This window comes from Paenibacillus sedimenti, assembly GCF_014534655.1.
GTDB lineage: Bacteria > Bacillota > Bacilli > Paenibacillales > NBRC-103111 > Paenibacillus_E > Paenibacillus_E sedimenti.
Genome location: NZ_JACVVD010000002.1, coordinates 491916 through 518223 on the forward strand (window position 1 = coordinate 491916; position 26308 = coordinate 518223).

The 26308-nt window shown below is 49.8% G+C and carries 24 protein-coding genes; 16 read left to right on the top strand and 8 right to left on the bottom strand.

The genetic code is table 11. The annotated features are described in order from the left end of the window. Positions 1-4: 4 nt before the first annotated feature. Both ICC18_RS06915 and ICC18_RS06920 read right to left on the bottom strand, forming a co-directional pair. On the bottom strand, positions 5-1132 hold the full coding sequence (locus ICC18_RS06915) for an MGDG synthase family glycosyltransferase (protein ID WP_188173630.1): 1128 nt from the start codon (positions 1130-1132) through the stop codon (positions 5-7). A gap of 7 nt (positions 1133-1139) precedes the next feature. Next, positions 1140-1667 carry a phosphatase PAP2 family protein gene (locus ICC18_RS06920; RefSeq protein WP_188173631.1) on the bottom strand — a complete coding sequence of 176 codons (528 nt, stop codon included), beginning with the start codon at positions 1665-1667 and terminating at the stop codon, positions 1140-1142. Between the two features lie 274 nt (positions 1668-1941). On the opposite strand from ICC18_RS06920, the gene ICC18_RS06925 reads away from it, so the two are divergent. From ICC18_RS06925 to rplT, 5 genes are all read left to right on the top strand, one after another. Next, the gene (locus ICC18_RS06925) at positions 1942-3120 is read left to right on the top strand and encodes a glycosyltransferase family 4 protein (protein WP_188173632.1); all 1179 of its coding nucleotides are present in this window, start codon (positions 1942-1944) and stop codon (positions 3118-3120) included. 339 nt (positions 3121-3459) lie between these two features. Continuing rightward, positions 3460-4692 (top strand): glycosyltransferase family 2 protein, encoded by a 1233-nt coding sequence (locus ICC18_RS06930; RefSeq protein ID WP_188173633.1) that lies wholly within the window; start codon positions 3460-3462, stop codon positions 4690-4692. Between the two features lie 310 nt (positions 4693-5002). Next, positions 5003-5503 carry a translation initiation factor IF-3 gene (gene infC / locus ICC18_RS06935; RefSeq protein WP_223192374.1) on the top strand — a complete coding sequence of 167 codons (501 nt, stop codon included), beginning with the start codon at positions 5003-5005 and terminating at the stop codon, positions 5501-5503. Positions 5504-5534: 31 nt separating this feature from the next. Continuing rightward, complete coding sequence (gene rpmI / locus ICC18_RS06940) at positions 5535-5735, top strand: 50S ribosomal protein L35 (RefSeq protein ID WP_188173634.1); 201 nt, start codon at positions 5535-5537, stop codon at positions 5733-5735. A gap of 44 nt (positions 5736-5779) precedes the next feature. Further along, positions 5780-6139, top strand: coding sequence for a 50S ribosomal protein L20 (gene rplT / locus ICC18_RS06945; RefSeq protein ID WP_188173635.1), 360 nt, complete (start codon positions 5780-5782; stop codon positions 6137-6139). Between the two features lie 56 nt (positions 6140-6195). Here the strand turns inward: rplT and ICC18_RS34730 are convergent, their stop codons facing one another. After that, positions 6196-6408: a GerAB/ArcD/ProY family transporter gene (locus ICC18_RS34730; protein WP_188173977.1), complete on the bottom strand. Its 213-nt coding sequence runs from the start codon at positions 6406-6408 to the stop codon at positions 6196-6198. 682 nt (positions 6409-7090) lie between these two features. Between ICC18_RS34730 and ilvB the strand changes: the two genes are divergently transcribed. The 11 genes from ilvB (at position 7091) to ICC18_RS07005 (ending at position 17621) form a co-directional block, all read left to right on the top strand. Then, positions 7091-8836, top strand: a complete 1746-nt coding sequence (ilvB, locus tag ICC18_RS06955) for a biosynthetic-type acetolactate synthase large subunit (RefSeq protein ID WP_188173636.1) — start codon at positions 7091-7093, stop codon at positions 8834-8836. Further along, positions 8836-9324 (top strand): acetolactate synthase small subunit, encoded by a 489-nt coding sequence (ilvN, locus tag ICC18_RS06960; protein WP_188173978.1) that lies wholly within the window; start codon positions 8836-8838, stop codon positions 9322-9324. The genes ilvB and ilvN overlap by 1 nt, the downstream gene beginning before the upstream one ends. 200 nt (positions 9325-9524) lie before the next feature. Then, positions 9525-10517: a ketol-acid reductoisomerase gene (gene ilvC / locus ICC18_RS06965; protein ID WP_188173637.1), complete on the top strand. Its 993-nt coding sequence runs from the start codon at positions 9525-9527 to the stop codon at positions 10515-10517. A gap of 326 nt (positions 10518-10843) precedes the next feature. Beyond that, positions 10844-12391, top strand: coding sequence for a 2-isopropylmalate synthase (locus tag ICC18_RS06970; protein ID WP_188173979.1), 1548 nt, complete (start codon positions 10844-10846; stop codon positions 12389-12391). 104 nt (positions 12392-12495) lie between these two features. Continuing rightward, entirely contained in the window at positions 12496-13692 is a 1197-nt protein-coding gene (locus ICC18_RS06975; RefSeq protein WP_188173638.1) for an aminotransferase-like domain-containing protein, read from the top strand. Between the two features lie 110 nt (positions 13693-13802). Beyond that, positions 13803-14066, top strand: a complete 264-nt coding sequence (locus tag ICC18_RS06980; RefSeq protein WP_188173639.1) for a hypothetical protein — start codon at positions 13803-13805, stop codon at positions 14064-14066. After that, positions 14063-14890 (top strand): VanW family protein, encoded by an 828-nt coding sequence (locus ICC18_RS06985; RefSeq protein WP_188173640.1) that lies wholly within the window; start codon positions 14063-14065, stop codon positions 14888-14890. Before ICC18_RS06980 ends, ICC18_RS06985 begins: the two co-directional genes overlap by 4 nt. A gap of 170 nt (positions 14891-15060) precedes the next feature. Beyond that, positions 15061-16140 carry a 3-isopropylmalate dehydrogenase gene (gene leuB, locus ICC18_RS06990; protein WP_188173641.1) on the top strand — a complete coding sequence of 360 codons (1080 nt, stop codon included), beginning with the start codon at positions 15061-15063 and terminating at the stop codon, positions 16138-16140. 204 nt (positions 16141-16344) lie between these two features. Then, positions 16345-16893, top strand: coding sequence for a peroxiredoxin (locus ICC18_RS06995; protein ID WP_188173642.1), 549 nt, complete (start codon positions 16345-16347; stop codon positions 16891-16893). 84 nt (positions 16894-16977) lie between these two features. Continuing rightward, positions 16978-17364, top strand: coding sequence for a glycine cleavage system protein H (locus ICC18_RS07000; RefSeq protein ID WP_188173643.1), 387 nt, complete (start codon positions 16978-16980; stop codon positions 17362-17364). Between the two features lie 119 nt (positions 17365-17483). Then, positions 17484-17621: a hypothetical protein gene (locus ICC18_RS07005; RefSeq protein ID WP_188173644.1), complete on the top strand. Its 138-nt coding sequence runs from the start codon at positions 17484-17486 to the stop codon at positions 17619-17621. Positions 17622-17668: 47 nt separating this feature from the next. On the opposite strand, the gene ICC18_RS07010 is transcribed toward ICC18_RS07005, so the two are convergent. From ICC18_RS07010 to ICC18_RS07030, 5 genes are all read right to left on the bottom strand, one after another. Next, positions 17669-19633, bottom strand: coding sequence for a glycoside hydrolase family 15 protein (locus tag ICC18_RS07010; protein WP_188173645.1), 1965 nt, complete (start codon positions 19631-19633; stop codon positions 17669-17671). A 221-nt stretch (positions 19634-19854) separates the two neighbouring features. Further along, a complete protein-coding gene (locus tag ICC18_RS07015) occupies positions 19855-22881 on the bottom strand; it encodes a 1,4-alpha-glucan branching protein domain-containing protein (RefSeq protein WP_188173646.1) in 3027 nt (1008 codons plus the stop codon). Then, complete coding sequence (locus ICC18_RS07020; protein ID WP_188173647.1) at positions 22878-23504, bottom strand: DUF4912 domain-containing protein; 627 nt, start codon at positions 23502-23504, stop codon at positions 22878-22880. Before ICC18_RS07020 ends, ICC18_RS07015 begins: the two co-directional genes overlap by 4 nt. A 51-nt stretch (positions 23505-23555) precedes the next feature. Continuing rightward, positions 23556-23774: a KTSC domain-containing protein gene (locus tag ICC18_RS07025; RefSeq protein ID WP_188173648.1), complete on the bottom strand. Its 219-nt coding sequence runs from the start codon at positions 23772-23774 to the stop codon at positions 23556-23558. 89 nt (positions 23775-23863) lie between these two features. After that, entirely contained in the window at positions 23864-26266 is a 2403-nt protein-coding gene (locus tag ICC18_RS07030; RefSeq protein WP_188173649.1) for a sugar phosphate nucleotidyltransferase, read from the bottom strand. Positions 26267-26308: the final 42 nt, after the last annotated feature.

Sequence of the window (26308 nt, forward strand, 5' to 3'; positions counted from 1 at the left end):
TTTTTCACCCCAACAGCTGCATGATCACATTCGAGCAGTCCGTCGAGGCCAAATTCCGCATCTTGCGCGAGATGGAAGCGCGTCTCGCCTCCACATCCGCATATCTGTCAACCAGCATGGAAAGCCAATTCTTGATCGTATCGGCAGAGCGAATCGGCTCTCCAAACCCCTGCAGCGTGAAATACTGCAGATTTTCTTCCTCTTGCCCCGGAATCGGATCGTAAAACAGCATAGGGATCGATTTAGCCAGCCCCTCAGAGCAGGTCATGCCACCAGGCTTCGTGACCAGCAAATCGGAGACCTCCATCAATTTGCCGATTTCTTTCGTGAATCCGAACAGCCGCACATTCGGGTGCTGGTAACGAGGATCGCCGGAAAGCTTCGATAAAGCTTTTTCATTGCTGCCCAAGCAGAACAGGAACTGAACCTGGTCTCTCCATTCCATCAAATGCGCGCTTAAGGAATCGCCCCCGATTAACCCCCAGCCACCGCCCATTACGAGCACCGTCGGCATTGGCTTCAACTGAAATTCTTGTCGAATCATCGTTTTGTCATGCGCTTCACGGAAGCTGGGGTGTACCGGAATTCCCGTTATTTCGACTTGAGCCTCTGCAATACCCCGGCCGAGGAGCTTATTTTTAACATCTTCCGTAGAGACCAAATACTTATTGACTTCCTCACTTACCCATGTACCGTGGGCATCATAATCGGTTATAACTGTGCAGAGGGGAGTGCTAAGACCCGCTCTTTTCAGGCGTGAAACGACGACATTGGGAAAAGGATGCGTACAAACGATGGCCTGCGGAGCCCATTGCTGGATAATCGCGGCCGTCTGTGCATAAAAAATACGATGAAGCGCCAATTGCGTCAGTCGGTTAAACGATTTCTTATATTGTGCGCGGTATAATTTTCCGTATAGTTTCGGCTGCGAGGTCACGGTTTTCTTATAAGCATGGAAAATCCATGGCGCCAGTGTCGGATGCAGGAAAGCGCCAAGCTCAAGTACCCGTGTCTCAATATTTGAGCTGCGCTGCTCTAATGTAACCGACAAGGCATGGGCGGCCTGCGTATGGCCGGCACCAAAGCCTTCCGATAAAATAAGAATCCGTTTTTTGCCGAGCGAGACGTCCATTTTCTTTTTACCCCCAAAAAGCTACAGTCGCCAAAGCCGCAGTCGTTCCGATCAGGCATCCAGCCAAGCAGTCGGAAGGATAATGCAGACCTAAGTAAATGCGCGATAATCCCACGAGAAGAGCTATCGGAACGAGAATGAGTCCTAGAATCGGCATTGCTGCAACAAATGGAATGATGACGGAAAAGATAGCCGTTGTATGTCCGGATGGAAATGAATGATCGGTTAGCGGATTTTTGCAAATAATGGTTTGCGGAAGCACGAGATAAGGTCGAAGCCGCGGGTACTTCTTTTTAATGATAGCAACGGGAATATGACTGATTGTTAGCGCAATTAGCGCTTGAATGCCTGCTATGCGTAAGGCACCTTGGCCGAACAAAGCCATGCATAAGGAGATGACGATGGTTGCCGTTGCTCCGCCTAAATGCGTTATTTTCGAAAAGAGATGATCTAGGAAAGAATGCTGTATACGTTGATTCACAAAGCAGAACATTCGGGTTTCATGATGCTGAAGCCAATGGACGACTCTGCTCATGAGTTGGCCTCCTTAAAGTTTTGCTTAAGCAAAACTAGCGTCGTAAGCATAGACTTTGAGTTTTTTCCGTTAGGAAAACATGCGTCGCAAGCATGTGCTTAAGTTCTATATGCTTCTATAAATTCATTGTAGAGAGCATTTATTAATAGAACATTAACGCTGTAACAAATTTTTCGAAAATTCAATTTAACTTTGCTTTTATATAACGTTAACAATCCCATGCTAGCATGATGTGGAATAAGGGAATTGAAGGAAAAAAAAGGGGCTGATGAGAATGAGAGTTGCCTTATTTACGGATACGTTCCTTCCAGATGTAAACGGTGTAGCAAAGACGCTTGGAAGGTGGACGCGATTTTTGGAATCCAAAGGTGCAGAATGCAAGGTCTTTGCTCCTACGAGTATGACAGAAAGCGACCATGATCCGTTTCGCGTGGAGCGATTTTACAGTATTCCCTTTTTATTGTATCCCGAATGTCGCCTTGCTATCCCCAACCCCCTGCATATTCGCAAATCTCTTCATGCTTTTGAGCCCACCATTATTCATTGTGCAACCCCATTCAACCTGGGACTGTTTGGTCTGTATTATGCACGCAAACATGGAACCCCCTTCGTTGCTTCATACCATACACACTTCGACCAATACTTAAGTCATTATAAAATTCCTTGGGTAGAACCTACACTTTGGAAGTACATGCAGTGGTTTCATCAAAGCTGCCGCAAGGTATATGTGCCTTCTGTGTCTACACGGCAGCATTTGGAAGCCAAAGGACTGCGCAATTTAGAGATTTGGAGCCGCGGCGTCGATGCGGAGCGCTTTCACCCCGATGTCAATCGTCAGCAGGTGCTCGCTTCCTACGGCGTTGACGCATCCAAGTTTATCATGCTCTACGTCGGCAGGCTGGCGCCGGAAAAAAGCGTCGAGGTCGCCATTGAGACCTTCGAGGCTCTTCCTGAGGAAATTCGCAGCAACGCTCACCTGATTATTGCCGGAGACGGACCTTCTGCGGCCTCTTTGCGCGAATGGTATGGAGAGAAAGCGGATATGACCTTTCCAGGATTCGTGCAGGGAAAAGCACTAGCTGAGTTGTACGCAGCCGCTGATTTATTCATTTTCCCTTCTGCAACGGAGACGTTCGGGAATGTAGTTCTGGAATCGATGGCTGCAGGTACAGCGGTGATTGGAGCAGCTGCTGGTGGTGTGAATGATACGATCGAGCACGAAGTTACCGGATTATTATGTCCTCCTGGCGATGTGTCGGCATTTGTCGGCGCGGTTAGAAGGTTGTATGGATCGTACGAAACCCGTCGATCGATAGCGAAGTCAGGAAGAGCATACGCGCTTCGCCAGTCGTGGGAACAAATTTTTAATAAGCTGTATACCAGCTACGAAGAGGTATGCGATATAGGAAAAGTAAGTAGCATACACAGTGATTCTGCACGAATGATTCGATAAAATAGCTGTTTCACGCAAAAGTTGTCTTTCACGGATGTTCTGCATTATAATAAACCCCGAGCTCCGCTAGTTCGTCTAAATGATGAACTTTTGGTGCACAATAAAATGAAAAACGATGAAAACAGGACTGTAACGTTCTGATTGCGAGCACATGCTGCCTGACCTTTCAACATTCCCCGTAAACCTGAAATAACTGGCTTATTTTCGGATTTTGTAGACTTTGACAAATCCGGGGAAAGAGAGGAAAATCAAGAACGGTTATTCTTCCTGTACATATTGCGCAGAAGCGTACAAATAGAGAGCTCGGGCGCATTAAACAAAAAGGGGGTTTTTTGCTTCATGTTGGACAACATTATGCTTACCTTTCAAGTCGGATTGGCATTGGTTGGAGCTTATCAATTGTTTTTGACTTTTTTTGGATGGTATCGCCCAAGAAACAAGAAAAAATTCGCACCGCAAAAATCGTTCGCGGTTCTCGTAGCTGCCCACAATGAAGAGCAGGTCGTAGGCGCGCTGATCGAAAACCTGAAATCTTTGGACTATCCCAAAGAGCTCTATGATATTTTCGTGATTTGCGATAACTGCACAGACCGAACGGCGGAAATTACCCGCAGCCATGGTGTTTATGCGATGGAGCGTCACAACCCGAACCTGAGAGGGAAAGGGTATGCGATCGAATGGATGCTGAAGGAACTCTGGAAGCGCGAGCGCCAGTACGATGCTGTCGTTATGTTCGACGCTGACAACCTCACAAGCCCGGACTACCTGATTCACATGAATAACGATTTGTGCTCCGGCTCCAGAGTCATCCAAGCCTATCTGGACAGCAAAAATCCGAACGACTCTTGGATCACCGGCTCTTACGCGATTTCGTACTATTTTGCCAATCGTTTCTGGCAAATGCCCCGCACAAACCTGGGTCTGGCCAATTACTTGGGCGGAACCGGCATGTGCTTTGAAGCAAGCCTGCTGAAGCAAATCGGTTGGGGAGCAACGAGCTTGGTAGAAGACCTTGAGTTCTCGATGCGATGCATCAAAATGGGTATTCGTCCTACTTACAATTACGAGGCCATCGTTTACGATGAGAAACCGCTAACGTTCAAAGCGTCTGCCAAACAGCGCCTGCGCTGGATGCAAGGGCATTTTGACGTGGCTAAACGCTACTTTTTCCCGCTATTGTGGCAGGGGATTAAAGAAGGAAGCTGGACGAAGATTGACGCTGCGATCTACTCGGCTAACGTATACAACTTCTTTTTTGGCGCGATTATTAGTGTGCTGCTTTGGATCAAGGCTATTACACCAGGCTGGGCAGATACGCCCATGCTTGCGGATATCAATCCGGTTTTCTTTAATACGATCAGCATAGCGATTTACGTATTGCTGCCCATCTCCATGTTCATCGAGAAGGCTCCTTGGAAAGTCTATAAATACTTGATTCTGTATCCGATATTTATGATTTCCTGGTGGCCGATCACGTTCTATGCGTTCTTCACGCAAAACAACAAGCAGTGGAGTCATACCGAGCATACGCGCGTCATTCGATTGGATGAAATGAAAAAACAAGCAAGCTAGTTGCGACTATTACATTGTGCGAAGCATGCTAGTCGTCAACAACAATCTTTATATTGACTTTTCTCAAACCAGATGATATAGTATTTCAAGTAAAAGCAGAGGCGCCCGCTTCTCACCTGCCCGACACTGGTTGGCTGGTTCGAAATGAATCATCATGCATGTAATAGGTTTGGTTTAAACCTGTTTTTGATGAAGATGTGGGCCTACTCGCGCCCGCATCTTTTTAATTTTATACGGGGCTCCCTTTATTTATAGGGGGACATGGGAGTTACATACTTTCTGGAGGTGGAACATTATTAGCAAAGACCATATGATCAATGATGAGATTCGCGTGAAGGAAGTACGCCTGATTGGGGCGGACGGAGAACAGCTCGGCATTAAGCCGACTCGTGAAGCTCTTCAAATTGCAGTGGAAGCAAACTTGGATTTGGTGAATGTGGCTCCGACGGCAAAACCGCCTGTATGCCGCATCATGGACTACGGGAAGTACCGTTATGAGCTGCAGAAGAAAGAAAAAGAAGCTCGCAAAAATCAGAAGATCGTGGATATCAAAGAGATTCGCCTGAGCGCGACGATCGATGAGCACGACTTCCAAACGAAGCTTCGCAACGCAGTGAAATTCCTCGGCGACGGGGATAAAGTCAAAGCGAGCGTGCGATTCCGCGGCCGTGAAATCGCACATGCCGAAATCGGTAAAAAGGTGCTGGATCGCCTGGCTACCGAGACGGCTGACATTTCCTCGATGGAGCGTGCTCCAAAGCTTGAGGGAAGAAGCATGATCATGATTTTAACGCCAAAAGCTACCACTTAGGCGAGCTTACTAAATTAGGAGGAACACCAACATGCCAAAAATGAAAACTCACAGCAGCTTGAAAGATCGTTTCAAAATTACCGGCACAGGTAAAGTGAAAAGATATAAATCAGGCAAAAACCATTTATTGTCCGGTAAATCCGCGCGTGCGAAGCGCGTTCTGTCTACAAACCCGGTTATGGCTCCTGGCGATGTACGTCGTCTGAAACAACAACTGTCTAACATCAAATAATTCAATTTACGAACATTATTCATACATTCAGGAGGTAGTTGACAATGGCAAGAGTCAAGGGCGGATTCGTTCGCGCTCATCGTCGTAAGAAAATTTTGAAACTGGCAAAAGGTTACTTCGGTTCCAAGCACCGCTTATTTAAAACAGCAAAAGAACAAGTGATGAAATCTTTGGTGTATGCATACCGTGACCGCCGTCAAACAAAACGTAACTTCCGCAGACTGTGGATTACCCGTATCAACGCCGGCGCTCGTCAAAACGGTCTGAGCTACAGCAAATTGATGCATGGCCTGAAATTGGCTGGTATCGACATCAACCGCAAAATCTTGGCTGACCTGGCTGTGAACGACTCCAAAGCGTTCAACGACCTGGCAACAGCTGCAAAATCAAAAGTAAACGCGTAAGCAATCGCTTCGCGTTCCAAGAAGCTTGTCCCGTTATGGGTCAAGCTTCTTTTTGTCTAAAAAGCCGTTGGTTCATCACAATGAGAAATAAAGCCATACTGCTGTAGGTCATGATATTCACTTGATGTTTTGGATAGCAAAGTAATGGTTGTGATTTCACCGAAATCACGGACATTTCGCATGGATTCATAAGCAAAATAAATGGTGAAGCATCCCCCGAGGATGCTGCCGAAAACATTGCCGAAGCAGATTCGGAGGATACCTATCAGATAGCCTGAAAACCTCGCCCGGAATTTTCTCCAATGGCACTATCTGTTCGAGGACTTTTCTTCCGCTTTCCCTGGTGACCAAAATGCTGACGGTTTCCCGTGAGCCGGCACTCCTGAAATAAGAACTAATGAGCAGTATTCCTGCAAAAGGTTTAACTCTGTTTCATCAGTAGCCCTCATTTCCTGAATTGGTATTATCTTCTCTCGGCCGTTTTTGTTTTATTCAGACAGAACTATTGACTATTGCTCGGGGGATGCATATAATTATCTCTAAATCATATTCTATATGGTGATCAACACTATCGAATCGGCTATGAAGAGGAAGAAGTTTTAAGGGCAGTTATGCTCAGAGAGCGTTGGATTTGCTGCAACCATCGCCTTAACCCCTTATGTACGAAGTCACCTCGGAGCTGTTTTCCTGAAGCATGCGAATGAAAGCATGTAGTAGGGGAAATCGGAATAGCACACGTTACCGTGCTGAGGGTATTGTTCTTCATTGATCATACCTGCTAAGGTTATGTGCTGTGAGGCACATAACAAATCTGGGTGGTACCACGGAAGCTCTAACCCCTTTCGTCCCGTATAACACGTCACGTGCGTGTTCGGGATGAAAGGGGTTTTTATTTTTTGCTTAAAGAAGATTAATTCACAAGAGACTGACTTTTTGAGAGGAGGATCACAAATGAATGTTCAAACTGAGCCTAAACGGTCAAAAGAAGAGTTGATGGAAAAGCTGAGACAGCCGGATCTGATTACAGGATCTGAAATCCTGTTGAGAAGCTTGCTGCTGGAGGGTGTGGACTGCGTCTTTGGTTATCCGGGCGGAGCCGTTTTATACATCTATGATGCGATGCACGGGTTTTCAGATTTTAACCACTTACTGACAAGACATGAGCAAGGAGCCATTCACGCTGCTGACGGATACGCACGTTCCACAGGCAAAGTTGGCGTATGTATCGCCACTTCCGGACCGGGGGCAACGAACCTCGTCACAGGAATCGCTACTGCATATATGGATTCCGTTCCACTGGTTGTTATTACAGGAAACGTAGCAACATCCTTTATCGGAACAGACGCATTCCAAGAGGCGGATATCACAGGAATTACGATGCCGATCACGAAGCACAGCTACCTGGTACGCGACGTAGAGGATTTGCCGCGCATTATTCATGAGGCGTTCCACATTGCGAACTCAGGCCGTAAAGGTCCGGTTCTCATTGACATTCCGAAGGATGTCTCCGCTAAAAAGACTGTGTTCAAACCGGTTACGGATGTAAGCATCCGCGGTTATAACCCAACGGTTCAACCGAACAAGCTGCAAGTCGACAAGCTGATCAAAGCGATCGAAGAGGCAGAGCGTCCAGTTATTATTGCCGGAGGCGGTGTCGTATACGCTGATGCCGGCAAGGAATTGGTTGAGTTCGTGAACAAAACGCGTATTCCGGTTACGACGACATTGCTCGGATTAAGCGGCTTCCCAAGTGCTCATGAGCTCTGGATGGGGATGCCGGGTATGCATGGAACGTATACGGCGAACACGGCGATCCAGAATGCGGATCTGATCATTTCGATCGGTTCCCGATTCGATGACCGCGTAACGATGAATCTGAACGGATTCGCGCCAAAAGTGAAGAAAATCGCGCACATCGACGTTGATCCTGCCGAAATCGGCAAAAACGTGAAGACGGATATCCCTTGCGTGGGCGATGTGAAAGCAGTTCTGGAATACGCGAATACCAAAGCGAAGCCTGCGAAGAGCGATGCTTGGATTACGGAGATTCAGGACAACAAAGTGAAATTCCCGCTGAAATATAACGATACGGACAATGAGTTGAAGCCTCAATTCGTTGTAGAAATGATAAGCGAGACAACCAAAGGCGAAGCGATTGTAACGACAGACGTTGGACAGCATCAAATGTGGGCGGCTCAATTCTACCGTTTCAAAAATCCTCGCTCCATGGTAACTTCCGGCGGTCTGGGAACGATGGGCTTCGGATTCCCTTCCGCGATCGGTGCGCAAATGGGGAATCCGGATAAACTCGTTGTATCCATCAACGGAGACGGCGGCGTTCAAATGTGTGCGCAAGAGCTTGCGATTTGTGCGATTCACAACATTCCGGTAAAGGTAGTTATTATCAACAACCAAGTGCTCGGCATGGTTCGCCAGTGGCAGGAAATCATCTACGACAACCGCTACAGCCACATCGACCTGGCCGGAAGCCCGGACTTCGTGAAGCTGGCAGAAGCGTACGGCGTAAAAGGTTTGCGTGCCAGAACGAAGGAAGAAGCAAGAAGAGTATGGCAGGAAGCGCTTGATACGCCAGGACCGGTCGTGATCGATTTCGTCGTACCGAAAGGCGAGAACGTCTTCCCGATGGTTAAAGCGGGCGACACGATCAGCGACATGTTAATGGGGGATTCGGAATGATGATGACTAAACATACAATATCCGTACTCGTAAACAATCAGCCAGGTGTCCTGCAGCGTGTATCCGGTTTGTTCGGACGCAGAGGCTTTAATATTGAAAGCATCACCGTCGGAGAGTCCGAAGAACTCGGACTTTCCCGGATGGTTATTGTAACCACGGGTGACGACAATACCTTGGAGCAAATTTCCAAGCAATTGTACAAGTTGATCGACGTGATTAAAGTTGTTGACTTGAGCTCGAATCCGATGGTTGCCAGAGAGCTTGCACTGATTAAAGTAAATGCGGAGCCAATCATGCGTCCGGAAATTCTCGGCATCGTTGAAACATTCCGCGCGGCGGTTGTCGATATCGGGCCTAATTCAATAATCGTGCAAGTTGTAGGAGATTCGGATAAAATAGATGCAATGGTCGAATTGCTTCGTCCTTACGGCATCCGTGAACTTTCACGTACGGGAGCAACGGCAATGATCCGCGGTTCTGTACGATAAGGGAACTTTTTTGAAGGCAATGTAAAAGCAGGCAAGCCTCCTTGAGTGGGGCTTTCAGCGGTGTACTCTTTAGCGCTTGAAAAGGCTGGTCGTTGACTTACGTCAACAGCTCGCCCATGCATCCAGGGGTAAACCGTTGAAACACCCACTCAAGGGGTAGATTATACGGATTTATCATATCAAAGGAGGATTTATTCGAAATGGCAGTTACTACTTATTATGAAAAAGATGCAGACTTAGCGGTATTGAAAGGTAAAACAATCGCAGTTGTCGGTTATGGTTCCCAAGGACACGCACAAGCACAAAACTTGCGTGACAGCGGATTAAATGTCATTATCGGTCTTCGTGAAGGCCGTTCCTGGAACACAGCTAAAAATGATGGTTTCGAAGTTGTAACTGTTGAAGAAGCTGCAAGACGCGCTGACGTGATTCAAATCCTGATGCCGGACGAAACGCAAGCTCGCGTATACCGTGAGTCCATTGCACCTAACATGAAAAAAGGCGCAGCGTTGATGTTCTCCCACGGCTTCAACATTCATTTCGGACAAATCGTTGCTCCGGAAGGTACGGACGTATTCCTGGTAGCTCCTAAATCACCAGGTCACATGGTTCGCCGTACGTATGTAGAAGGCTTTGGCGTTCCTGGTCTGATCGCAATCGAGAAAGACGCTACAGGCAATGCAAAAGCAATCGGACTTGCTTATGCAAAAGGTATCGGCTGTACGCGCGCAGGGGTTATCGAAACTTCCTTCCGCGAAGAAACAGAGACGGACCTGTTCGGTGAGCAAGCTGTCCTTTGCGGTGGCGCCACGGCACTGGTTAAAGCAGGTTTCGAAACATTGGTTGAAGCGGGATATGCTCCGGAAATGGCATACTTCGAGTGCTTGCACGAGCTGAAGCTGATCGTTGACATGATGTATGAAGGCGGCATGGCTTCCATGCGCAGCTCCATCTCCAACACAGCTGAGTACGGCGATTATGTAACTGGACCTCGCGTCATCACAGCTGAAACGAAAAAAGCAATGAAAGAAGTTCTTTCCGATATCCAACAAGGTAAATTCGCTCGCGACTTCATCTTGGAGAACCAATCCAACAATGCATTCATGAATGCAACTCGCCGCAACGAAGCCGAACACCCAATCGAAGTGGTTGGCGCTCAACTGCGTGAAATGATGCACTGGATCAAAAAGTAATAACAGTAATCATATGTTTTAATTACACAGGGAGTGATTGGGGATGGATTTCCCAATCACTCCCTGTGAATACTATAAAGACGAGTAAAGCTTTAACGATGACTTTTAAAGCTTCGAAGGAATACCAGTGGAGGGCTCAGTATTTGCTGGAGAAGCGATAGCGTTTGCCTTTGAAAATGTATCCTCTCCTATTAGGCTTTTTGTTAGATAAAGGGATACATTTTCAACAGCGATCGGAGGCGAATGCTGAAGACCGGAACGCTCAGTGGTTATTAGGTTTCTTCGGAGATTTAACGGAATCAAACAAGCTTTTAGGAGGTGACATGGTGCGTAAAATTTACATCTTTGATACGACGCTGAGAGACGGAGAACAGTCGCCGGGTGTGAACCTGAACGTCCAGGAGAAGGTGGAGATCGCGCTCCAACTCGAGAAGCTGGGCATCGATCGGATGGAAGCCGGCTTCCCGGCAGCTTCGCCTGGCGACTTGGCCGGCGTTAACGCAGTGGCCAGAGCGGTCAAGAATGCGTCTGTAATCGGCCTTTCCCGTTCAAGAGAAAACGATATTGAAGCGGTTAGAGAAGCATTGCAAGGGGCGCAAGATCCTTGCATCCATTTGTTCCTGGCGACGTCCCCGATCCATCGTCAGCATAAGCTGCGCATGGAGAAGCATCAAGTGCTGGAAACGGCTGAGGCGGCGATCAAATACGCCAAGAAGTATTTCAGCAAAATTGAGTTCTCCCTGGAGGACGCGGGACGCACCGAACTGGATTTCATCGCGGAAGTGACCGCGATGGCCATTCGCGCCGGAGCGACAGTCGTCAACATTCCGGACACCGTCGGATATATGACGCCGTACGACTACGGCAACATTTTCAAAATGCTGAAGGACACCGTCCCCGGCATTGAGAAGATTCAGCTCAGCGCGCACTGCCATGACGATCTCGGCATGGCGACAGCGAACGCGCTGGCTGCAGTGCTGAATGGTGCCGATCAAATCGAGGGCACCATCAACGGCATTGGCGAGCGGGCGGGCAATACCGCGCTCGAAGAAGTGGCATTGGCGCTGGAAACGCGCCAAGAGTTCTTCCAAGCGAAGACATCGCTTGTGCTGAGCGAGATCTACCGCACCAGCCGTTTGGTCAGCAAGCTGACAGGCATGGTGGTGCCAGGCAATAAGGCGATCGTCGGCGCGAATGCGTTCGCCCATGAGTCCGGCATCCATCAGGATGGGATGCTTAAGGAGAAAACGACCTACGAGATCATCTCCCCTGAGACCATCGGGGTCAAGGAGAGCAAGCTCGTGATGGGTAAACATTCCGGACGCCATGCGTTCCGGGAGAAGCTGATCGACCTCGGCTACGAACTCGGCGACGAGGCGGTCAATGCCGCTTTTGCCAAGTTCAAAGACTTGGCGGATCGCAAGAAGCAGGTCGAAGACGAGGATATTCGTGCTCTGATCGAAGAGAAGCTGATCGAGACGCCGGAAGTGTTCGCGCTTGGCGCCCTTCAGGTCGCCTATGGCAATCAGATGACTCCGACAGCTACGGTACACGTTCGCCTGCAGGACGGCAGTGAAGTTGCAGAAAGCGCAGTCGGCAACGGCTCCGTCGATGCGATTTACAACGCTATCGATAAAGCTACGAAAGAAGAAGTCGAGCTGGATGATTACTCCATCAAGTCGGTTTCTCACGGAAAAGACGCGCTGGGCGAAGTACATGTTGTGCTGAAGCAGAACGATGTTTCCGTTCAAGGTCGCGGCATTTCCACGGACATTTTGGAAGCAAGCGCCAAGGCGTATTTGGACGCTGTGAATAGGCTCATTGACAAGCGCAAAACGCCTACAAGCAATAGAAGCAACGTTACATTGATCTGATAGAACAGCCATGCGTGGTGCTGAGATTTACAATAACGCGACATGCACCTCACCTCGGACTGAGAGGAGGGGGGCTTTTACAAATGCGAAAGGATGCGTCCGTTATGAAGTATCGGTTTTCCAAATCACTGGACGGTTTTTCCTCCTCGGCAGTCAGAGAAATTTTGAAGCTGACGCAAGGCAGCTCGATCATTTCTTTTGCCGGCGGACTGCCCGCTGAAGAGTTTTTCCCATTGGATGCTGTAAGCGAAGCATTCAAACGAGTTATTGAAGGTGGCAAATCAGCGCTGCAATACGGTTTGACCGAAGGCTATAAGCCGCTGCGCGAATCGTTATGCCGCCGAATGGCATCGAAGAATATGCACGTGACACCGGATGAAATGATGCTGACGACCGGCTCTCAGCAAGCGATTGATCTGCTTACTCGCGTTTATATCGATGAAGGCGATATCATTCTTGTCGAGAGACCGACATATCTTGCGGCGCTTCAGGTATTCCAAGCCAAAGGCGCTAAAATCTATTCGGTAGAAAGCGATAACGACGGGATGATCCTTGAGGATCTGCAAGCCAAAATCGCACAGCACAATCCGAAACTGGTCTACGTCATTCCAACGTTTTCTAATCCGGCAGGACGTGTATGGAGTCTGGAAAGACGCCAGGGCTTGCTGAAAATTTGCCGCGCAGCCGAAGTGCTCATCTTGGAAGATGACCCTTATGGCGAGATTCAATTCAAAGAGGGTGAAAATTACCCGTCTATTTTCTCGCTAGCCGGCAAAGCTGAAGGGAACGGTGTCGTATATACGAGTACCTTCTCCAAAACAGTTGCTCCTGCTTTCCGTACAGGATGGGTCATCGCCGACCAGGAGATCATTCGCCAAATGGCACGATTCAAGCAGTCAGCCGACTTGCACTCGAGTACGATCGATCAGCAAACGTTATATCATCTTCTTGAGCATTTTGATCTGGATGCGCACATTGCGCTAATCCGTGAGCATTACGGCGAGCGGATGAGGTTCATGACGAACTTGCTCTCGGAGCTGAACTGGCCTGGGCTCAAGTGGGAAGAACCGAAAGGCGGCATGTTCATTTGGGTTGAACTTCCGGAGCAAATTAAAGCGGAAGACCTGCTCAAAATCGCGGTTCAAGAAGGCGTTGCCTTCGTTCCTGGTTCCACGTTCTATGCGGAAAATCCGCAGTACAACACGATGCGCCTGAACTATACGCATACGGATCGAGAGACTACGATCCTCGGTATGCAGAAGCTGGCTAAGGCCATGGAATCTTATTTACAAAACGCATAATGATCAGCACGGCACCCAAAGGCGAATAAGCTTTGGGTGTTTTTTCAAAAGTTGACATGGCAAATTTTACATTTTAAAGTAAATGGAGGATAGTTGAGAGGAGTGAATGCATGATGCTAAGTCAAGTATCCGATTATTTGTTCATGGGATCTTTAGTACTGCTCATTATTACTTTTTTTCTTCATGGTGCAGGGATTCGAGGATTTACAGACACAGGTGCAGGCTCAGGAGCAGCCACAGATTTGAACATGGAACACGAGCACCAAAAGTTAATGCAAAGACAGGATTCGTTGTTAAGCAGAATGATCAGATCTTATTTCTTTTGGATTGCAATCGCGGGTATTCTGGTCTCGGTGGTTTTGTCAAAACTATGAAAAACTCCCTTAAACCGATCCGTCGAAGCAAAGCAAGAATCTATTTTGGCAAAAAAGCATTTCGCCTCAAACGTTACCTTGCTTGGTATTTAGACGGGAAAACATATGCCACAATCAAGCAAAAAGAGATACTTCCCTATACGGTTTTCACACACCAAACGCCGCTGCTCAGAAAGCTTAGAGACGTAGATATGTGGCTGCAGCATAACAAAGTCATCAACCTCCGAATCGCGTCCAAACAGTTAAACGGGATCGTGATTTACCCCGGAGAAACATTTTCGTACTGGCGCTTAATCGGCAACACGACAAGAAGAAAGGGCTATGTAGACGGTATGGTTCTTTTCCATGGGCAAGTGCAGACCGGAGTCGGGGGAGGGTTGTGCCAGCTTTCCAACCTCATCTATTGGATGACGCTGCATTCCCCTTTAACCGTCACGGAACGGTATCGGCACAGCTACGACGTGTTTCCTGATTCGGGTAGGAGCCAACCGTTTGGAAGCGGGGCGACATGCTTTTATAATTATTTGGATTTGCAAATCCGCAACGATACGGATGTGCGATATCAGCTCATTGTCCGTGTAACGGATACTCATTTGGTAGGGGAGTGGCGAGCAGAAGTACCTCCTTTTCACACATACGAAATCTATGAGAAAAAGCATGCGATCACCCGCGAATTCTGGGGTGGTTATGTGCGGCATAACGTCATTCATCGCAGGGTGTTTAACCGGGAGAAGGAGCTTGTCGATGATGAATGGGTGACCGAGAATCACGCGATTATGATGTATGAGCCTCTCTTGCCGCAAGGAACGACGACAGAAACTTAATCGGAAAATATAGCTTCGAGGGCTTATAGGCGCCACCTATAGAAGTGATAGCTTTTATATCTTAGTGAGATGCCCTTTATGTGATACAATAAGGTCAGCAAATAACTATAGCAAAAAAGGAGACTTTGAGCTCCGCTCAAAGATCCCTATATTAGGAGTGAATAAGAGTCATGGCAGATGTGAAAAAAATTGCTGTAATCGCTGGGGACGGAATCGGTCCGGAAGTCGTTGCAGAAGCGGAAAAAGTATTGAAACGCACCGAGGAATTGTTCGGTTATCAATTTGAAACGGAGCATGCCTTGTTCGGAGGTATTGCGATTGATGAGAAAGGTACTCCGCTTCCGGAAGAAACGCTGAAAGTATGCCAATCGGCAGATGCTGTTCTCCTTGGAGCGGTAGGCGGACCGAAATGGGACAACAATCCGAAGGAGTTGCGTCCTGAGACAGGTCTCCTCGGTATTCGTAAAGCGCTGGGACTGTTCTCGAACATTCGTCCGGCTGTTATTTTCGACTGCTTGAAAGAAGCTTCCACACTGAAGCCTGAAGTTCTGGAAGGCACAGATTTGATCGTTGTTCGCGAGCTGACCGGCGGTATCTACTTCGGTGAGAAATTCCGTCGCGAAGGCGCTAACGGTCAAGAAGCGGTTGATACTTGCGTCTACAACGTGACAGAAGTTGAGCGTATCGCTCGCCAAGCGTTCGAAATCGCCCAAACGCGCCGCAAGAAACTGGCTTCCGTTGACAAAGCGAACGTTCTGGAAACATCCCGTCTCTGGCGCGAAACCGTTATCCGTGTATCTGCGGATTACCCGGATGTTGAGCTGGAGCACGTGCTTGTAGACAACTGCGCAATGCAGCTGCTGCGTCGTCCGTCCAGCTTCGACGTCATCGTCACCGAGAACATGTTCGGTGACATTCTGAGTGACGAAGCTGCAATGCTGACAGGTTCCATCGGCATGCTGTCCTCCGCATCTCTGGGTGAAGGCAGCTTCGGCTTGTACGAGCCGGTACACGGTTCTGCGCCTGACATCGCAGGACAAGGCGTTGCGAATCCGATCGCAACGATCCTGTCGGTTGCCCTCATGTTCCGTCTCACATTCGGCTACCACGACGCAGCCGATTCCATCGAGCGCGCCGTGAAAGAAGTGCTGGATGCGGGCAACCGCACCGGCGACATCGCTGTCGATAAGAGCAAAGCCATCGGCACTGTCGCGATGGGTGAACTGATCGTCAACGCTATGCGTAAATAATAAAAAAAGAGCTTACCGGCTGATGCAGTTGCATGCAGTTGGTGGGCTCTTTTTATGCCGGAAATGACCAGAAATGGGCTTGTTCATCATATTTTCATTTATAATAATAATTATTAATTGATATACGATCTAATTATTGACTTTCAACTAGGCGGATGATACCATTTTATACGAAGAAGATAGATTTGAGGAGGAGTCATACAAATGGCAGAACGTTTAGTTGGTAAACAAGCTCCAGATTTCACAATGGAGACAGCTTTAGGTGACGGTACAGGATTTGGCAAAGCTTCTTTGTCCGATTACAAAGGAAAATGGTTAGTATTATTCTTCTACCCATTGGATTTCACATTCGTATGTCCGACAGAAATCACTGCTTTGAGCCATGCTGCTAGCCAGTTCAAAGAGCTGGACACAGAGATCCTCGGTGTTTCCATCGACAGCATCCATACGCACAAAGCTTGGATCAATACGCCAATCAATGACAACGGTCTTGGCAAGTTGGAATTCCCGCTTGCTGCAGACATCACGAAATCCGTAGCTCGCGACTACGGCGTTCTGATCGAAGAAGAAGGTATCGCGCTTCGCGGTCTGTTCATCATCGATCCGGAAGGCGAACTGAAATACGAAGTTGTGAACCACAACGACGTAGGCCGCAGCGTTGAAGAAACACTTCGCGTGCTTCAAGCGCTTCAATCCGGCGGATTGTGCCCAATGAACTGGAAACCAGGCGATAAAAACCTGGTTGTAAAATAAGTTAGATATGTAGATGATGAAGCTCCTCTTGCTGGCATGCGAATGCGGGCGGAGGAGCTTTTTCTCAGTTGGAGGAAAGCGAACGTGTCGGTACCCGCACAATTAAAGTATACAAGGACTCACTTCTGGATTCGGCTGGAAGGAGATCAGGCAGTTATTGGGTTGACGGAGCATGGCATTGCCGAGCTGGGGATGATTCTTTTTATTGACCTGCCGGAACGCAATGCAGTTGTTAAGCAAGGCGATTTTATAGGCTCAGTGGAAACAGTGGCCGACGATGAACACGACTTACTCGCGCCTTTATCCGGCAAAGTGACGGCCGTGAATATGCTGTTAGAGAAGGCAACGCTGCTGCTGCACGAATCGACCTATGACAAAGGATGGCTCTTTACCATACATTGGAATGACGAATTAGAACTTGAGAAGCTGTGGGATGCTAAAGCGTACACGGAGGAATTTCAGCTGGAGTAGGAGCAGATGGTGTGAAAAAATATGAACGCTAGCCCCTTAGATGGGGATTTGCGTTTTTTTTTGCTTTTCTGGATTTACTTGGATTTAATAAATGAAATGGGTGGAAGGTTTTTCCGCTGATGCTCCTTATCAAAGGCTTTGGTTTGCTGCATTTCGCAAGCACGGACGTTCCTTTCGGCGCGTATGTCTTGTTATTGGTCTCCGTGCTGTTCAGCCTGCTGCTCTGGCGCAGAGCGTTTAAGGGAAAAAAAGCATGACAAAAGCCGCTCCCCCCTTTATCCGGAGAGCGGCTTTGAGCCTGCAGCTATTTTTTGACAAGCTGCTTGTATTTGTTCAAGTACTTCACGACAGTGAGCACATAGGTGGCATGTGACCAAGTGAGCGGAGCGACAGAAACGGGATCTCCCGAAAACGGATCCAGCTGCTCGGGCAGAACGCCGCTTTCCATCGCGTGCTTGACGACCCACTCCAGCGTCTTGCGCGGAGATTCGAGATCGGCGAGCGATTTGGCGCATTCAATTTCCCACTCGGCAATCCAGAGTGTACAGATGATCCAGGGATTACCTGGAACGTTGTCGATATCGGTGGAGCGCTGAAAGTAATAGTCGTGATGATAGCGGGCGGAACCTCCGACTTCGGTTTTGATCGTGAGACCGGCTTTATTGGCTTTCATCGTACGTACGACACGGTCGTCGTCAGCAGGCAGAACCCCAAATTCGAAAATGCCATAAACGGAGCTTTCGAGTGTATAATCCTTGATCCATTCGCCGTCTTCCATATACAATCCGCGAACGAAACGGCCCTCATTCTCATCCCACAAATGCTTGAGGATGCCGGACTTAATTTTCTCCGCCGTATGCTTGTATCGATTAGCACGTTCCTCATCGCCGAACAAATTGCTGAAATCGGATGCGGCTATGAGACCGCCGTAAACGGCAGAAGCCGTAAAGGTATAGATCCCGTAGCGCTCTTCCCACAGGTCGTAGCTTGGCTTCGGCAAGTTAAGCTCCTGGTCGATGTAAGTGGACATGAACCTGGCCGCTCTGCGAATCAAATTGCGGTAGAGGGACTGTGCGAATTCAAGGCTGCCATGCTTTTGGAAATCTTGCCAGAGCGCGAACAGCACGAGGGCGGTTTCGTCCTCTTGAATCGGCAGCTGAACGCGTCCGGAATGAACATAAGGATGCCAGCTGGAGCCGACGGTGCCGTCCGGATTGTATTTATGATGCAGGTAACCTTCAGGCGACAGCACGTTCGCGCAGAAATTGAAGAACGGAATGATCATGCCTTGATAGCCGGCCATGGACATGGAGTAAGCGATTAGTGCGCCGTCTCTCGGCCACATATAACTGTAATGGTCGCGATTGCTTTGCATAATATCCGAATCGTTGGCGGCAATAATCGCGCCGTTCACGTCGGTTTGCGTTCGGACGATCAGGAGGCTTTGTTTGAAAAGCCGCTGTACCTCTGCCGGCAAATCGCAGTAGTCGCGTTCGGATTTATTCGCCCATCGCTGCCAGTAAATCGTTACGCGGTCAAGCAGCTTGCCGGGATGGCTGTCTTTCACATACGTATCCAGCTTTTTGACTTCTTCGAGCGTTTTCCCCGCAGTCATCCAATAGTACAGCGTCTGGCTGGTATCCGGGGGTACGAAGAGACGGAAAGAAATGGTGCTGTCGACGGAGCCTTGCGCAATCGCATTGCCCATCAGATGCCCGTCCTCGGCATCACGCCAAGTACCCTCGGCATTGTAGAATCTTTTGACTCCGGTAGAGTATTGATAAATTCCTTCTGTTCCCGTGCTGCCGTTGAACATGAAATATCGGTCTTTCTTATAATGGAAAACCGTATTCGTAGCAGGATAATAAGCGGCCGTATCCCCAACCTCTGTCTCGTTAATGAGCAGATCCTGGTTAAAGAACATGCGTACTTCGCGTACTGTGTTTTTGTGATTCGTAATTTGAATGCGTTTCAAGTAAATATCCTCGCGCTGATGCACGCCATCATTCATGAGGAGGGTGATGCCAAGACCGGGATGCGTAGCGGTTACTTCGGTGACAAGAGAGTCTTCCACATAGGCTAACTTAAACTGCCACTCGGGGTCGTTGAGCCATACGAAGGCGCCATCCACCCATATGCCTACACGGCACTGATAGCCGCCGATATGGTTGAGCTGGCCTACGAAGGGATAATACAGATCTCGCATGTACGAATGCTGATCGAGGTTAATAAGAAATTTTCCGTTTCCGATGACCAGATGTCTAGGCAAAAAATCACTTCCCCACTCTTTGTTTGTTTCGCGACTCAGAACCCGTTACACGGGTATCCATAGAAGATCGCGTCTCTAGTATGGCTTTTGATCGTACAGAATCAGCACAGGGCTTGCCACTAGGTTACCTAATTATTACCAAGGAATCAATGATTCTTTGAAAAAATTCTGAAAATATAATCTGGGTGCGCTTACAGTTTGATAGAGTTTCACATATTTTTTCAGTATTTCCCCGTCTTGGAGGAATATACCTGAACTTGGCGCAAATCAAAGACTAATCGATAGTAAACCTCTGCTGTGGAAGTGCCGATTTCCTGCCAGTCATAAGTAGTTCGAATCTTGGCAAGTGCTGCATCTGCCAATCGCAGGGCTAATTCAGGTTGTTCCAAACAGGCTGCGATCTCCCATGCGAGGGCGCTTACATCACCGGCCGGAACCCTTCTGCCGTCAATTCCATTCGCTATTATTTCTGCAAGCCCCCCAACATCTGAGACGATAAGGGGAGTGCGACTCGCCATTGCCTCTAAAGCGACAAGACCAAATGGTTCGTAAAGACTTGGAATGACACAGAGTTCCGCGGCATCCAGCAGCAATTGTTTGTCGCTGTCATCCAGAAAACCGGTAAAATAGACGCGATTACCGAGGCCGGCTGCCAACATTTGAAGTGATTCCTGCGCAGGTCCTGTTCCGGCAATGATGAGCTTCGCTTGGGGGAATCGTTTGAGCACGAGCCGCATTGCGGAGATGAGCAGATGTACCCCTTTTTCATGGACAAGACGCCCTAGGAAGCAAATGATACGATCTTCTACGCCTGCATCTTGCAGAGCCGTAGAAAGGAGCGGGTTAACGGTCTGTACGTAAGGCTCCGGTTTACGATAAGGCAGTACGCCATTGGGAATACGGCTTACTTTGTCTGCCGGCAATGCAAAGAGCTGAAGCACTTCCTCAAGCATGAATTGACTGCAAGCGATGACACGATCGGCTTCCGTGGTCAGCTTGGCTTCGAGGTGATGAATTCTTTGCCCTATATCCGATTCGGGCTTCCCTTGATTACGGCCAAATTCGGTGGCATGAATCGTTGCGACGAGCGGGAGTCCAAGCAGCTGTTTGCTCTCTTTGGCAGCGTAATAGACAAGCCAATCATGGGCATGAATCACATGAAACGTAACGTTTTGCTGAGACAGGCGTTGGATCGTATCGGTGAAGGCCAAGTTCATTTGGAAGACCCAATCCAAGAAGCCGATCGGCTGAATGGATTGAAGAACCTGAACGCGATGAACGTGTACGCCTTCGGACAGCTCGTATTCGGGACAATCGGGCGCATGGCATGTAATGACATGGACCGTATGTCCGGAAGCGGCAAGTTGCTTGGACAAATCGCACACGGCCCTGGCAAGTCCGCCGATGATCCGGGGGGGATATTCCCAGGCAAGCATCAAAATACGCAGCGGCATGCCACTCGCAGCAAGTGAAGTTGCGTACCTTAAAACAGTCATTGAATCAAGATATGAAAATCGATCGGAGCGTGTCACAGCTAGCTGTACGCTTTCATCGAAATGATTGAACAGCTGATAGCTAAGCAAAGGGAGAAACGGAGTTTGTTGCTCCAAACGTTTAAGCAAGTCGGGGAATGTCCCCTCCGTATGGATGCTCGGAATATCTTCGAACCCGTCCAGCAATAGATGGAGTTGCTCCAAATGCGTTCTGATTCGACGGGACGCGTAATCAGTGACCGTTCCCGCATCGAGGATGAACGTCCAGTCGCTGCTTTGCGCCAGCATGAGCTCTCTCGCGGCTTGGTTCAATGCACGCTGCTGCAGCGAAGTGAGCGCGGAGGGGTCCGGGTGCTTCCGCGCGATCCGCAGCATCCGGTCCTCCGCAGCATGCAGCTGCGGATGCACCCACTGGCTGTGCGGCTGCAGCCAGACTTCGGCATAGCCGCCGCGGCCCCAGCTGGACACGGGAAGCTCCGCTTCCGTGGTCGGCGCATGGGCGGCGGCGTAGGCGCCTAACGTAGTCGTCGATACGACTACGTCCGGGTTATCGCTGCGCGCGGCATCGAGCCCGCGCAGCACGGCTTCCAGCCACTGGGGGCCTTCGTACCACCAGTGGCCGAACAGCTCGGCATCGTAGGGGCATACGATGACCGGCGGCTCTGCCGGCCGCGGCGTGCCCGCGGCCGCGGACTGCGCCTCGCCTTCGCGGGCGAGGCTGCGAAGCTGCGCCACCCGGGCGGCGATGAAATGCTCAGCATGATGCTGAGCTTTGTGCGCCGCGCGCGCCGGGTGGTAGGGCGCTTTGGCGCCACCGGCGGCCGGGCCGGTGACGCGGTGGTACTTCAAGCCCGTATGAATCCGCTGCCCGTCCGGCAGCACATAGGGCTTGATGTAATCCCACTCGGCCGGATCCTCATGGCCGAGGTCAAAGCCGATATCGCGATAGTATTCGCGATAGTCGGCATCGCTCGGGTACCCCGACGCGGCGCTCCATACCTGGGCGCCGGCTTCGGGGTCCCGAGCGAAGGCGCAGGCGCCGCCCCGCGTACGCAGGGGCGCGCCCGCCCGGGCCTTCGCCTGCGGCGTCGTCATCGCCTGCGCGTGCGCATGGGCATCGACGACGAAGTGGCGAAGGCCGAGAGCCTGCAGGTGGGGCTCCACCGCAGGCGTGTAGCCGCACTCCGGCAGCCAGATGCCTGCCGGGTCTGCCCCAAAATGCCGCCGGAACTCGACCACGGCGGCCTCGAGCTGCGCGCGCAGCGCGGCGTCGTTCTTGACCAGGGGCAAGAACGCATGCGTCGCGGCGCACGTGATCAATTCCACGCAGCCGGTGTCCCGCAGGCTGCGGAAATTCCCGATGAGATCGCCGCCCAGGCGATCGTAGAGCTCGGCCAGCCGACGGTAACGGTCGGCATAATGAATGGCAGTCGGGGCGAATTCCGGGTCGCCCCAAAGACGAAAAACCTCACGCTGAGCCAGCTCGCGTAATGATGCCAATTGCTTCCTCAGCCTCTGCTGCAGCAGCGGATCCGCCAGCATCGCGAGCAAAGGAGGGGAGAGGGATAGCGTAAGGCGGAAACGTATACCGTCTTTGAGGAGCCGGTCAAGCATGTCGATTAAGGGGAGATAGCTGTCGACGACCGCTTCGAAGAACCAGCGTTCTTCCAGGGTGACGTGCTCCTCTGTTTGCCTGACATAAGGAATATGGGCGTGCAAAACGAAAGCAACATAACCGTGAACGGCTTCGCTCAATCCGAATCGCCTCCTGGTTCCGAATCCGCCATCTTCTGTGGATGCGGATACACTGAATAGGCTGAAAATTGTTCATATTGAATGGGTTTGACAACCGTAAAAGAGATCGGGAAGGGTGAAGGAGTTGCCCGATGGTTGGCGCTGGACTCCTGAGATAATGGGTTCACGGCCACACTTTCAATTAGAGGACTCTCGACAGAGTTGGAGCGAAGGATCGGCAGGAAATATCCATCTCCGCCTACAATGCCCAAATCTGCTATGTAGGATTTACCCGGGTGAAATCCTCTGAGAAAGCAGGACTCTCCCTGTGGCAATGCAAGCTCCGAGACCTCGTTCGCCGAGCTTCCATCGAACGATAGACCGGTGATATCGTATATGCGCAAAGTAGGCTGAAGCGCCTGCCAATCGGCGCCAAAATGCTCTTGAACCATAGCGCGTTTCCTTACCGATAGCTGCCAATAAATAAACAGCACTGTCGGGGATTGGACGAGCAGATGGAGCGTATCCCGATCCGAGCGATCGAGCAAGTGGGCTGGGGTAGGAATCTGTCTCACCTTTTCTCTAGAGAGGTAATGGTTAATCACAGGTACATACTTTGTGCAACATTGTAGCATATGCGCCATGGAAACGAAAAATCTCCGCCTTGTGTAAAAGGGGAGATTGGACGATAGGATTCACTTGGCAGGCGGCTGCAAGGCGATGTTCCTGGTTTCCGTAAGCCGCATTAACGAATCATAGCGATTTGTAGCGGATACGATCATCTGATAATCATCCTGCTTTACATTGGTATAAGATGCCTGGAAACCAGTATGATATTGAACAATCATACTGGAGGATTGATCGTCATACTGGATATAAGCAATCTGTCTGGAAACACTTGGAATCATGTTCACACCGCGCTCTCCCCCATACTTGAGACTTTGAAAAAATCCATCTTCAGGAGTGTCCTGGAAGAACGGATTTTTTCTGTATCAGCATATGCCTACTGCAGCACATTTAGAATTTGTTCGCGGTAGGATTCTACAAGAGATTGTGTAATTAACGGATCAGCGGCTTGAGCGACTACCTGAAAGACTGGATCATCCGCATCCGGCAGCAATAGCACCCATCCATCCTCGTGATAAAACTTAATTCCGTCCACCAATTCAACCTGGGTGTGCTTCCCGCGTTCCATCATGCTTCGCATCACTTGACCTTTATAATCCCAAGGGCAATCGATCCTTTCCCGATGGAGATGAAAGCTCGGCAGAAGGGAGAGGAGCTTGGAGAACGGGAGTCCGGTTCTATCCAAATGCAGGATGACCAGCCCGATGGCAAACAAGGCATCGAAAAGAGGGTGCATGCGGGCGTCCCCCGTTGCTTCAAGTATCGCACGCGGCCATTCTTTCGTTCTTACAATCGTCGCCCCAAGCCCATCCGCCATACTTTCCAAAGTATGCGGGGCGCTGACCGGTGCACCAATCGTTGTACCCGGGCGGCTGTGCAGATAGCACAGGTAGAGAAACACCGTTTGCAGCTCTTTATCTACCGTTTCGCCTTGTTCGGTTATAAGCTGCAGGGTGCGTCCGTCATCTTTCAGGCAGACCCCGAGATGTGCGGCGGAAAGCGGAACGAAGTCATGCAGGGAATCCTGCATACGATTCGTCGTTACGTGAACAGCTTCCGTGCCCAGAATTTCAAAAAAGGGAACCATATACGGCTGCAGCCAGGAGCTTGCTTCGATGACGATGCGTAGAGGTTTGACCGCTTCCCGTTCATAGGCGATTTCCTTGGCTAATGCTTTAATATAGGTCACAGTCCAATGCGTTTCCTGCCTGTAACTTCCGATTTCGTCAAGTGAAGCTCGTCCATAGTCTTCCTGCCAAAAACTGTTTTCGACCCGCCGTTCTTTGGATTTCTCGATAGGCAGCCCTTCCGCGTCCATACAAGCCAGGCTGCACATATCACTTTTCATTCCAGACCAATCTACATGAATACCTCCGACTGCTCCTAGCTGGCGAATGGCAAAACCGGCCGCAGGCAGTATGGAATCGCCTAGGTCAATGACATGCGTGCCGACCGACTGCAGACCGGCTGTGATGGTTCGCTTCAACAGGCGGGAGAAGGCATGAGGGGAGCTGCCGACCGTCAATGTCTTACCTGGAGCTAGAGTCGCTCCGTAAGCCGTAGCGAATTTTGCAGCAAATTCAGGCGTGATGTCCAGATTGGGCATTCCGCTTACACCTTGGGCTTTAAATAATGACTTGGAGGCCGTATCTCCCCAAATCAAAGAAGTATGAAGCTGTGTATGCTCGCGGATTTGTTTATGAGGCCAGATCTTGACATTCGGTCCAATCCGGCTGCCCGCGCCGATGACGACATGGTTGCCTACGACTGAACCATCGCCTAAAGAGGCTGCTTGATGACTAATAATCCGGCTGGTTAGTGTAGATCCGGCCAATTCGTTGTGCTCGGCAATATGGTTGTGATCCCAAATGATGCTTCGCGCAAGCGAACTTCCTTTGGAAAGGTGATTATTCCTGCCTATGATGCAGTACTCTCCAACCTCTACATCATCCCCTAGTTTGCTTCCCTCTCCAATAAAGGCGGGACCGATGAGACGAGCGCTTGGGCTCGTTTCAACCCCGTCAGCGACATAAATGCCAGGCCGTATTTGTTTGCCGGGCAGGTCTACGCGAACTTTGCCGTCAAGCATATCGAACTGCGTCTGCCGGTACTGCTGCAAATTGCCAATATCAGACCAATAACCAGAGCTGATATAGCCGAAAAGACCGCCGTTTTCCTTCAGCATAGCCGGAAAAAGCTGCTGGCTAAAGTCAAATTCCTGACCGTGCGGTACACGTTCCAGCAGCTCAGGCTCCAAGATATAGATGCCTGTATTCACCGTATCGCTGAATACTTCGCCCCAGCTTGGCTTTTCCAGAAATCTAGCAATCCGTCCCTCGTCATTTGTCATGATGACGCCGTATTCCAACGGGTGACTGACGTGAGTGAGCAGAAGAGTTGCTTTCGCTTGTTTCTGCTTATGGAACGTCAGTGCTTGTTCCAAATCAAAGTCGGTTAACGCATCGCCGCTGATCACGATAAAGGTGTCATCCAGAAACGGCCCGGCATTCTTGACACTGCCGGCCGTTCCGAGCGGCGTCGTTTCTTGAAAATACTGCAAGTTAACGCCGAAACCTCGGCCGTCTCCGAAATAATCACGTATCACTTCAGGCTTATACTGCATGGTAACGGCGATGTCATAGATCCCATGCGTTTTCAGCAGATCAATCGTATAAGCCATGCAGGGTTTGCCGATCAGAGGCACCATGGGCTTGGGGAGATGACAAGTCAATGGACGAAGTCTCGTCCCTTTGCCTCCGGCCATAATCACAGCCTTCATTGTGATACCTCCTTTTTTAGCGCCTAATATGGACGCAGATCG

Excerpts from the sequence above, each read along its gene's own strand:
- leuB (WP_188173641.1), top strand. The coding sequence starts at position 15,061 with ATGGCAGATGTGAAAAAAATTGCTGTAATCGCTGGGGACGGAATCGGT.
- ilvN (WP_188173978.1), top strand. The coding sequence starts at position 8,836 with ATGATGACTAAACATACAATATCCGTACTCGTAAACAATCAGCCAGGT.
- ICC18_RS07005 (WP_188173644.1), top strand. The coding sequence starts at position 17,484 with ATGCTCCTTATCAAAGGCTTTGGTTTGCTGCATTTCGCAAGCACGGAC.
- ilvC (WP_188173637.1), top strand. The coding sequence starts at position 9,525 with ATGGCAGTTACTACTTATTATGAAAAAGATGCAGACTTAGCGGTATTG.
- ICC18_RS06980 (WP_188173639.1), top strand. The coding sequence starts at position 13,803 with ATGATGCTAAGTCAAGTATCCGATTATTTGTTCATGGGATCTTTAGTA.
- ICC18_RS06975 (WP_188173638.1), top strand. The coding sequence starts at position 12,496 with ATGAAGTATCGGTTTTCCAAATCACTGGACGGTTTTTCCTCCTCGGCA.
- rpmI (WP_188173634.1), top strand. The coding sequence starts at position 5,535 with ATGCCAAAAATGAAAACTCACAGCAGCTTGAAAGATCGTTTCAAAATT.
- ICC18_RS06920 (WP_188173631.1), bottom strand. The coding sequence starts at position 1,667 with ATGAGCAGAGTCGTCCATTGGCTTCAGCATCATGAAACCCGAATGTTC.
- ICC18_RS06915 (WP_188173630.1), bottom strand. The coding sequence starts at position 1,132 with ATGGACGTCTCGCTCGGCAAAAAACGGATTCTTATTTTATCGGAAGGC.
- ICC18_RS06930 (WP_188173633.1), top strand. The coding sequence starts at position 3,460 with ATGTTGGACAACATTATGCTTACCTTTCAAGTCGGATTGGCATTGGTT.
- ilvB (WP_188173636.1), top strand. The coding sequence starts at position 7,091 with ATGAATGTTCAAACTGAGCCTAAACGGTCAAAAGAAGAGTTGATGGAA.
- ICC18_RS06995 (WP_188173642.1), top strand. The coding sequence starts at position 16,345 with ATGGCAGAACGTTTAGTTGGTAAACAAGCTCCAGATTTCACAATGGAG.
- ICC18_RS06925 (WP_188173632.1), top strand. The coding sequence starts at position 1,942 with ATGAGAGTTGCCTTATTTACGGATACGTTCCTTCCAGATGTAAACGGT.
- ICC18_RS07030 (WP_188173649.1), bottom strand. The coding sequence starts at position 26,266 with ATGAAGGCTGTGATTATGGCCGGAGGCAAAGGGACGAGACTTCGTCCA.
- infC (WP_223192374.1), top strand. The coding sequence starts at position 5,003 with ATGATCAATGATGAGATTCGCGTGAAGGAAGTACGCCTGATTGGGGCG.
- ICC18_RS06985 (WP_188173640.1), top strand. The coding sequence starts at position 14,063 with ATGAAAAACTCCCTTAAACCGATCCGTCGAAGCAAAGCAAGAATCTAT.
- ICC18_RS07020 (WP_188173647.1), bottom strand. The coding sequence starts at position 23,504 with ATGGCGCATATGCTACAATGTTGCACAAAGTATGTACCTGTGATTAAC.
- rplT (WP_188173635.1), top strand. The coding sequence starts at position 5,780 with ATGGCAAGAGTCAAGGGCGGATTCGTTCGCGCTCATCGTCGTAAGAAA.